Consider the following 8,229-nt stretch of genomic DNA (forward strand, 5'->3'; position numbering starts at 1 on the left):
GGGAGATCAAGCGCTGCCTCAAGCGCTACATCGCCCGCGAGCTCTACCGACGCCTCGAATCACCACCCGCAGCGGCTTGACCCGGCATAGGAGCGTCCCCGCCGGGCGCCCCGGCACCGACCGAGGACGACGACGAGGACGCCCCGCACCAGACGTGGATCCTCGCGACCACCCACCCGTCGGCGGTCCTGCGCACCCCCGACGAGGCGCGCGCCGCCGCCTACGACGCCCTGGTCGCCGACCTGCGCACGGTCGCCGGGGCGCTCGCCTGATCCCACCATGTGGACTACCGGTGAGTAGGAACCACCGGTACCGGTTACGGCGTCGGTGCGCCCGGCCGGCCTCGCCACTCTCGGGGGCGGGCGAGCCCGGCCGGGTCCCGGCGCTCAGCCGGTCCGGTCGACGGCCGACCGCGAGGCGCGGAAGAACCAGAACGAGGGCACCAGGAGCGCGACGGCGGCCATCGCGACCAGCACCACGACACCCCCGGACGCCATCGCGAAGGTCACCCCGGCCGCGCTGGCCAGGCCACCGGCGCGCAGGTCGCCCAGCCGGGGGCCGCCGGTCACCACGACGATGAAGACGCCCTGCATGCGGCCGCGCATCTCCTCGGGCGCCGCCGTCTGCAGCATGGAGCTGCGCAGCACCGCGCTCACCATGTCACCCGCGCCCGCGACGGCCAGGCAGAGGACCGCCAGCCACAGCGTCGGCGCGAAGCCGAAGCCGATGATCGCCACCGCCCACACCGCGATCGAGACGATCACCACGGCGCCCTGCCGGTCGACCTTCGACACCCAGCCCGACGTCAGCCCCATCGCCAGCGCGCCGATCGAGATGCCCGCGAAGAGCCAGCCCAGGCTGTTGGGCGACTCGGCGTACCGGGTCTCGGAGAGCTCGGGGAACACCGCCTGCGGCCAGGCGAACAGCATCGCGACGACGTCGACGACGAAGGTCATCAGCAGCACCGGCTGGGTGCGCAGGAAGGCGAACCCCTCCCCCACCCCGCGCACGGCGGCGCCCAGGCGCAGCTTCCCCGCGTCGCGGCCCGGCGGCAGCGGCGGCAGCCCGCGCAGCAGCGCCGCCGCGACCACGAAACCGACCGCGTCGATGGCGTACGCGGTGAACAGCGAGCCCAGCCCGATCAGCAGCCCCGCGAGCAGCGGGCCCACGATCACGCCGATCTGCCGGACGGTCATCGCCAGCGCGTTGGCGGCGGGCACGCGGTCGGTGCCCACCAGCGCGGGGATGACCGCGTAGCGCGTCGGCGAGTTGACCGCGGTGAAGGCGGAGACCGCGGCCGTCAGGACCCACAGGAGGGCCAGGTTGCCGCCGCCCGGGAGCAGCGCCTGCGCGGCGAGCAGCGCGCTGGTCACCGCCGCGCCGACCGAGGTGACCACCAGCAGCCGCCGGCGGTCCATGGCGTCCGCGATCGCCCCGCCCAGGAGCCCGAAGACGACCAGCGGGACCAGCGCGACCACCGAGGTCACCCCGACCATGAACGAGGAGCCGGTCAGCAGGAAGACCTGGAAGGGAACGGCGACCAGCGTCATCTGCTGGCCGATCGTGGTGGTGGCGATGCCCCAGAACAGCCGCCGGTAGCGGGGGTCCCGCAGCGGCGTCGTGTCGATCGCCCAGCCGCGCCGGCGCACCCGCTCCGGGACCGGCTCCTCGACCGGCGCGCCCCCCTCGACCGGGTCGACGGGCTGGCTCACCGCGTCCGCCGTGCGCTCACGGGGCGAGCCGCTGGACGATCCAGCCCCCGCCCTCGGCCGTGTCGCGCACGAAGCGCAGCCGGTCGTGCAGCCGGTCCGCCCCGCCCTGCCAGAACTCCACCCGCTCGGGGACCACCCGGTAGCCGCCCCACACCTCCGGGCGGGGCACCGGGCCCTCCGGCGTCTGCTCGTCGAGCAGCCGCACGCGCTCCTCGAGCTCCTGCCGGGAATCCACGACGGTCGACTGCACCGAGGCGACCGCGGCCAGCTGCGAGCCGCGCGGCCGGGGGTCCCACAGCCCGTCGGAGGCGGCGTCGCCGATCCGCTCCACCCGGCCGGTCACCCGCACCTGCCGCTGCAGCGCGTGCCAGGGGAAGACGAGCGCGGCGCGCGGGTTCACCGCCAGCTGCGCGCCCTTGGCGGAGGCGTAGCTGGTGCCGAACACGATGCCGTCGGTGTCGTAGCCCTTCATGAGCACGATCCGCGCGTCCGGCGCCCCGTCGGCGTCGGCGGTCGCCACCACGACGGCGTTGGGCTCGGGGATCTCCGCGGCGACGGCGTCGGCGAACCAGCGGTCGAACTGCTCGACCCAGGACGGGGCGAGCTCCTCCTCGCGCAGCCGCCCGAGGGTGTAGTCGTTGCGCATGCGGGTCAGATCGGGCACGCCGACATGCTGGCACCGGGCCCGCGGGACGGCGCGGGGAGGCGCCCGTGCCGCCCCGGCTGTGCCGGGCCGGGCCGGACGGCCTAGGGTCGGCTGGCAACCGTGCGCCGGTCCCCGAGCGCACGTGGGTCCCGCGCGCAGAGGAGCTTGCGAGATGGCCGACGACTTCGTACCCGGCCTGGAAGGCGTCATCGCCTTCGAGACCGAGATCGCCGAACCGGACAAGGACGGCGGTGCGCTTCGCTACCGCGGCGTCGACATCGAGGACCTGGTCGGCAAGGTCACCTTCGGCAACGTCTGGGCACTGCTGGTCGACGGCAAGTTCGGCCCCGGCCTGCCGCCGGCCGAGCCGTTCCCGATCCCGGTGCACAGCGGCGACGTCCGCGTCGACGTCCAGGCCGCCCTGGCGATGCTGGCCCCGTTCTGGGGCTACCGCCCGCTGCTGGACATCAGCGCCGAGGAGGCGCGCGACCAGCTGGCCCGCGCCGCGGTGATGGCGCTGTCCTACGTCGCCCAGTCCGCCCGCGGCATCGGCGTGCCCGCCGTCCCGCAGAGCCGGATCGACGAGGCCGCGACGATCGTGGAGCGCTTCATGGTCCGCTGGCGCGGGGAGCCCGACCCCCGCCACGTGGCCGCGGTGGACGCCTACTGGACCTCCGCCGCCGAGCACGGCATGAACGCCTCGACGTTCACCGCCCGCGTCATCGCCTCCACCGGTGCCGACGTCGCCGCCGCGATGTCCGGCGCGATCGGCGCCATGTCCGGCCCGCTGCACGGCGGCGCCCCCTCCCGGGTGCTGCACATGCTCGACGACGTCGAGAAGACCGGTGACGCCGAGAAGTACGTCAAGGACCTGCTCGACCGCAAGGAGCGGTTGATGGGCTTCGGCCACCGCGTCTACCGCGCCGAGGACCCCCGCGCCCGCGTGCTGCGCCGCTCGGCCCAGGAGCTCGGCGCCCCGCGCTTCGAGGCCGCCCTCGCCCTGGAGAACGCCGCCCTCAAGGAGCTGCGCGAGCGGCGCCCCGACCGGCCGGTCGAGACCAACGTGGAGTTCTGGGCGGCCATCGTCCTCGACTTCGCCGAGGTCCCCAGCCACATGTTCACCTCGATGTTCACCTGCGCCCGCACCGCCGGCTGGTGCGCGCACATCCTCGAGCAGAAGAACACCGGCCGCCTCGTGCGCCCGTCGGCCCGCTACATCGGTCCCGCGCCGCGCAAGCCCGACGCCGTCGACGGCTGGGACACCATCAACACCAAGGCCGCGCAGCCGGCCTGACGAAGGACCACCCTTCCCCCCACGCCCCGCAGGCTCGGCGTGGGGCCCTGAAGGGTGGCCGTTCCAGCACGTCACCTCGAGAGGCCGCGTACGGCATGACCCTCACCATCCCCTCCGCGCTCCTGCCGGCCGACGGCCGGTTCGGGAGCGGGCCGTCCAAGGTGCGCCCCGAGGCGTTGCGCGCCCTGGCCGGCGAGGGGGCCGCGGTCATGGGCACCTCCCACCGCCAGGCGCCGGTGAAGGCCCTGGTCCGCCGGGTCCGGGAGGGGCTGGCCCAGCTGTTCGACCTCCCCGACGGCTACGAGGTGGTGCTGGGCAACGGCGGTACCAACGCGTTCTGGGACGCCGCGCTGTTCGGGCTGATCCGCGACCGGGCCGCCTTCGGCTCCTTCGGGGAGTTCTCCGCCCGGTTCGCCGCCGCGGCGGCGGAGGCCCCGTTCCTCGGCGAGCCGGTGGTGGTCACCGCCGAACCCGGCTCGCTCGCGCTGCCGGCGGCCACGCCGGGCGTCGACGCCTACGCCTGGGTGCACAACGAGACCTCCACCGGCGTCATGGCGCCGATCTCGCGCCCCAGCGGGACCGAGGACGCGCTGGTGCTCATCGACGCCACCTCCGGCGCCGGGGGCCTCCCGGTCGACGTCTCGCAGACCGACGTCTACTACTTCGCGCCGCAGAAGTCCTTCGGCTCCGACGGCGGGCTCTGGGTGGCGCTGATGTCGGCCGATGCGCTCCAGCGGATCGCCGAGATCAAGGCCTCGGGCCGCTGGGTGCCCGCCTTCCTCGACCTGTCGATCGCCGTCGACAACTCCGCGAAGGACCAGACGTACAACACCCCGGCGCTCGCGACGCTCTTCCTGCTGGCCGACCAGATCGACTGGCTGCTCTCCCTCGGCGGGCTGTCCGCCGCCGTCGAGCGCACCCGCGAGTCCTCGTCCCGGCTCTACGGCTGGGCCGAGCGGTCTGCCTACGCCACCCCGTTCGTCGCCGATCCGGCGCACCGCAGCTACGTCGTGGGCACCGTCGACCTCGCCGGCTCCGTCGACGCCGCGGCCGTGGCGGCGACGCTGCGCGCCAACGGCGTCGTCGACGTCGAGCCCTACCGCCGGCTGGGCCGCAACCAGTTGCGCATCGGCATGTTCCCGGCGGTCGACCCGGACGACGTGCAGGCGCTGACGGTCTGCATCGACCACGTGGTGGAGCGGCTCTAGGCGGACCCGCCGCCCCCACCGCTCGCGGGCTCGCGGCGGGTCCCTGCAGGGGGCCGACGACTTCGTGCAGCATGGATCTCTCGGTGGAGGTGGGTGTGGGTCCCGATGTCCCGGCGGGCTCCGACGGCGCCGACCTGTTCGCCGCCGGGGGCGGGGCCGGCCGCATCATGGCCGGTATCGACTGGGCGAGCACCCCCCTCGGCCCGGTCGCCGGCTGGCCGGCGAGCCTGCGGTTCGCCGTCCGCACGGTGCTCGTGTCCCGGTTCCCCATGGTCCTGACCTGGGGCCCGGACTTCCTCCAGTTCTACAACGACGCCTACGCGCCCCTCATCGGCGCGAAGCACCCGGCGATCGGCCAGGACATCCGGCAGACGCTGGCCGAGGGCTGGGACGCCCTGGGTCCCCCGGTCGAGCACGCGATGGCCACCTGCGAGGCCTCCTGGCTGCCGGGCCTGCTGCTGCTGCTCGAGCGCGCCGGCTACCGGGAGGAGACCTACTTCACGGTCTCCCACGCGCCGGCCTTCGACGACGACGGCCGCGTCGCCGGCATGCACGCCGTGTGCACCGAGGTGACCGGGGAGCTGCTCGCCGCGCGCCGCCAGCAGCTGCTGCACTCGCTGTCGGTCGCGAGCGCGGAGCTGGGTGACGCCCGGCAGACCGTCGCGAGCATGTGCGCCGCCCTGGCCGAGGACCCGCTCGACATCCCCTTCGCCGCCGTCTACCTGGCCACCGGGGAAGGCGCCTTCGCCCGGGTCGCGGTGACCGGGGTCGACGACGGGCTGCTGCCGGAGGCGGGCGGGGCGGACGCCGTGCTGCCGCCGGTCGCCTCGCTGGGCCTGACCGGCGGGCCGTGGGGCGACCGGGTGACCGACGCGGTCGTGCTGCCGCTGGGCGCCGGCCGTGACGCCGAGCCGGTGGGCCTGCTGGTGCTCGGCACGTCGCCCAACCGCGCGCTGGATGCCGACTACACCTCCTTCCACGAGCTGGTGGCCGGCCAGTTCGCCGGCGCGCTGGGCACCGTCCGCGCCTTCGAGGTCGAGCGGCAGCGGGCCGAGTCGCTCGCCGAGCTGGACCGCGCCAAGACGACGTTCTTCACCGACGTCAGCCACGAGCTGCGCACGCCGCTGACCCTCCTGCTCGGCCCGCTCCAGGACGTGCTCGACGACCCGGACGCCGCGCTGACCCCGGACGTGCGGGAGCAGGTCGCCCTCGCCGTCCGCAGCGGCCGCCGGCTGCGCCGCCTGGTCGACGACCTGCTCGACTTCGCCGGCATCGAGGCCGGGCGCGCCACGCCGGTGCGGGTGCCCACCGACGTGGCCGCCTTCACCGCCGAGCTCGCCGGCATCTTCCGGTCGGCGGCGGAGCGGGCCGGGCTGCGCCTGACCGTCGACTGCCCGCCCCTGGACCGCCCCGCCCACGTGGACCCCCGCATGTGGGAGAAGATCGTCGTCAACCTCCTCGCCAACGCGGTGAAGTACACCTTCGTGGGCGGCATCGACGTCGCCCTCCGCGGCGGTGACGGCCGCTTCGAGCTCACCGTCGCCGACACGGGCGTGGGCATCGTCGCCGAGGAGCTCCCCCAGCTGTTCCAGCGCTTCCACCGCGTCGCGGGGGCCGCTGCCCGGACCCGCGAGGGCACCGGCATCGGCCTGGCCCTGGTGCAGGAGCTGGCCGCGCTGCACGGCGGCGCGGTCACGGTGACCAGCGAGCCGGGGCGGGGCAGCACCTTCACCGTCGCGCTGCCCTTCGGCGAGCCCGACGCCGCCGACGGCCCCGCGGCGGTGCCCTCCGACGCCGCCCACGGCGAGGCCGAGGGATGGGAGGAGGTCGGCTCGCGCCCGTCCGGGCGGCCGGAGGACCCGGACGCAGCCGACGTGCTGGTCGTCGACGACAACGCCGACCTGCGCGGCTACCTCACCCGCCTGTTGCAGCCGTTCTACGCGGTGCGCACGGCGGCCGACGGCGCCGAGGCGCTCGCCGCGGTGGCGGCCCGGCGTCCCGCCCTGGTGCTGACCGACGTGATGATGCCGCGGGTCGACGGGTTCGGGCTGCTGCGGGAGCTGCGGGCGGACCCGGCCACCCGGGACCTCCCGGTGATCATGCTCACCGCCCGCGCCGGGCAGGAGGCCTCGGTCGAGGGTCTCGAGGCCGGCGCGGACGACTACCTGGCCAAGCCCTTCCGGGCCGCGGAGCTGCTCGCCCGGGTGCGGGTGGCGCTCGAGCGCGCGGGCGGCCGCGCAGCGGCACCGGCCGCTCCTCCGGAGGTCGCCTCCTCGACCCGGCCGGCGACCTCGCCGCTGCCGGCGCCCCTGGCGTCCACGCACGTGGAGCGGCCGGGGCCCGGCGCCGACGCGGTGCCGGCTCCCCGCGCCGGGGACGCCACGGGCAGCGGCTCCCGCGCGCGCTGGCGGCTGCCCTCGGCGCTCTCGTCCATCCCCGTGGTGCGCCGGCGGCTGCGCGTGCTGCTGGCCGAGGCCGGGGTCGGCGAGGAGCAGGCCTACGACCTGCTCGTGGCCGCGTGCGAGGCGACCAGCAACGCGATCGAGCACGCCCAGGACCCCACCGAGCCGGTGGTGGAGGTGACCGCGCTCGTCGAGGGCGGTCTCGTCGAGATCACGGTGCGCGACCACGGCCAGTGGCGGGAGCGGGTGCCGAGCATGGACCGCGGCCGCGGCTCCACGCTGATGAGCGCCTTCGCCGAGGTCACCGCCGTCCCCAGCCCGGAGGGGACGACGGTCCGCATCCGGTCGGCGGTGCGCCCGCCCGCCTGAGCCGGGGCGTGCTCAGCGCAGCAGCCAGGTGTCCTTGCCGAGGAGGCCGTCGCCGCCCACCCGGGTCAGCGCCAGCGGCAGCGTGGCCGTGGTGCGCCCGGCGACGGAGAACACCCGAAGCCCCACCGGCCGGGGGTGCAGGCACCCGCCGGCCAGCGCCGGTGCGGTGGAGGGGGCCAGCGGCTCGCGGGCGACGAACCGGTGCGGGGCGGCGGCGATCTCGGCCCGCAGCGCGGCCAGCCCGGCGGCCGGGCAGGACGGGCCGTGCACGACGCGCCGGCCGCCGTACCCGGCGACGGACTCGACCTCGAGCTCGTGCAGCCGGTCGGCCACCTCGGCCCACGCGGCCGGGTCGGCGAGCACCCAGGTCCGCGCGGAGGCCAGCAGCGGCTCCTCGCCGAGGTAGAAGCGGATCATCGCCGGCACCCAGGCGTAGCCGGCCGCGTCGTCGGCCACCGCGTTGCCCGGAACGTTGGCCAGGCCGAGCCTGCGGGCCCGCACCGCCTCGGTCAGCGCGAGGTCCAGGGGCACCCCCGCGCCGGTCGGGTAGGCGCCGAGCAGGGCGTCGTCGAAGCGCCGGTAGAGGACGTCGACCGGC

The 8,229-nt window shown here is 75.7% G+C and carries 6 protein-coding genes; 3 read left to right on the top strand and 3 right to left on the bottom strand.

Features of this window, described 5'->3' with window-relative positions; genetic code table 11:
- Nucleotides 1-386 precede the first annotated feature (386 nt).
- Together E9565_RS20835 and pdxH are read right to left on the bottom strand one after the other, a co-directional pair.
- Nucleotides 387-1,712, bottom strand: coding sequence for an MFS transporter (locus E9565_RS20835; protein ID WP_236824847.1), 1,326 nt, complete (start codon nucleotides 1,710-1,712; stop codon nucleotides 387-389).
- A gap of 16 nt (nucleotides 1,713-1,728) precedes the next feature.
- Nucleotides 1,729-2,376 carry a pyridoxamine 5'-phosphate oxidase gene (gene pdxH / locus E9565_RS20840; RefSeq protein ID WP_236824848.1) on the bottom strand — a complete coding sequence of 216 codons (648 nt, stop codon included), beginning with the start codon at nucleotides 2,374-2,376 and terminating at the stop codon, nucleotides 1,729-1,731.
- 154 nt (nucleotides 2,377-2,530) lie between these two features.
- On the opposite strand from pdxH, the gene E9565_RS20845 reads away from it, so the two are divergent.
- From E9565_RS20845 to E9565_RS20855, 3 genes are all read left to right on the top strand, one after another.
- Nucleotides 2,531-3,652: a citrate synthase 2 gene (locus E9565_RS20845; protein ID WP_236824849.1), complete on the top strand. Its 1,122-nt coding sequence runs from the start codon at nucleotides 2,531-2,533 to the stop codon at nucleotides 3,650-3,652.
- Between the two features lie 95 nt (nucleotides 3,653-3,747).
- Complete coding sequence (gene serC / locus E9565_RS20850; RefSeq protein ID WP_236836640.1) at nucleotides 3,748-4,860, top strand: phosphoserine transaminase; 1,113 nt, start codon at nucleotides 3,748-3,750, stop codon at nucleotides 4,858-4,860.
- A 95-nt stretch (nucleotides 4,861-4,955) separates the two neighbouring features.
- Nucleotides 4,956-7,631: an ATP-binding protein gene (locus tag E9565_RS20855; RefSeq protein ID WP_236836641.1), complete on the top strand. Its 2,676-nt coding sequence runs from the start codon at nucleotides 4,956-4,958 to the stop codon at nucleotides 7,629-7,631.
- Between the two features lie 12 nt (nucleotides 7,632-7,643).
- On the opposite strand, the gene E9565_RS20860 is transcribed toward E9565_RS20855, so the two are convergent.
- A partial coding sequence (locus E9565_RS20860; protein ID WP_236836642.1) for a circularly permuted type 2 ATP-grasp protein occupies nucleotides 7,644-8,229 on the bottom strand: 586 nt, incomplete at its 5' end.

The sequence above is a fragment of the Blastococcus sp. KM273129 genome (assembly GCF_021698995.1).
GTDB lineage: Bacteria > Actinomycetota > Actinomycetes > Mycobacteriales > Geodermatophilaceae > Blastococcus.

Excerpts from the sequence above, each read along its gene's own strand:
- serC (WP_236836640.1), top strand. The coding sequence starts at position 3,748 with ATGACCCTCACCATCCCCTCCGCGCTCCTGCCGGCCGACGGCCGGTTC.
- E9565_RS20845 (WP_236824849.1), top strand. The coding sequence starts at position 2,531 with ATGGCCGACGACTTCGTACCCGGCCTGGAAGGCGTCATCGCCTTCGAG.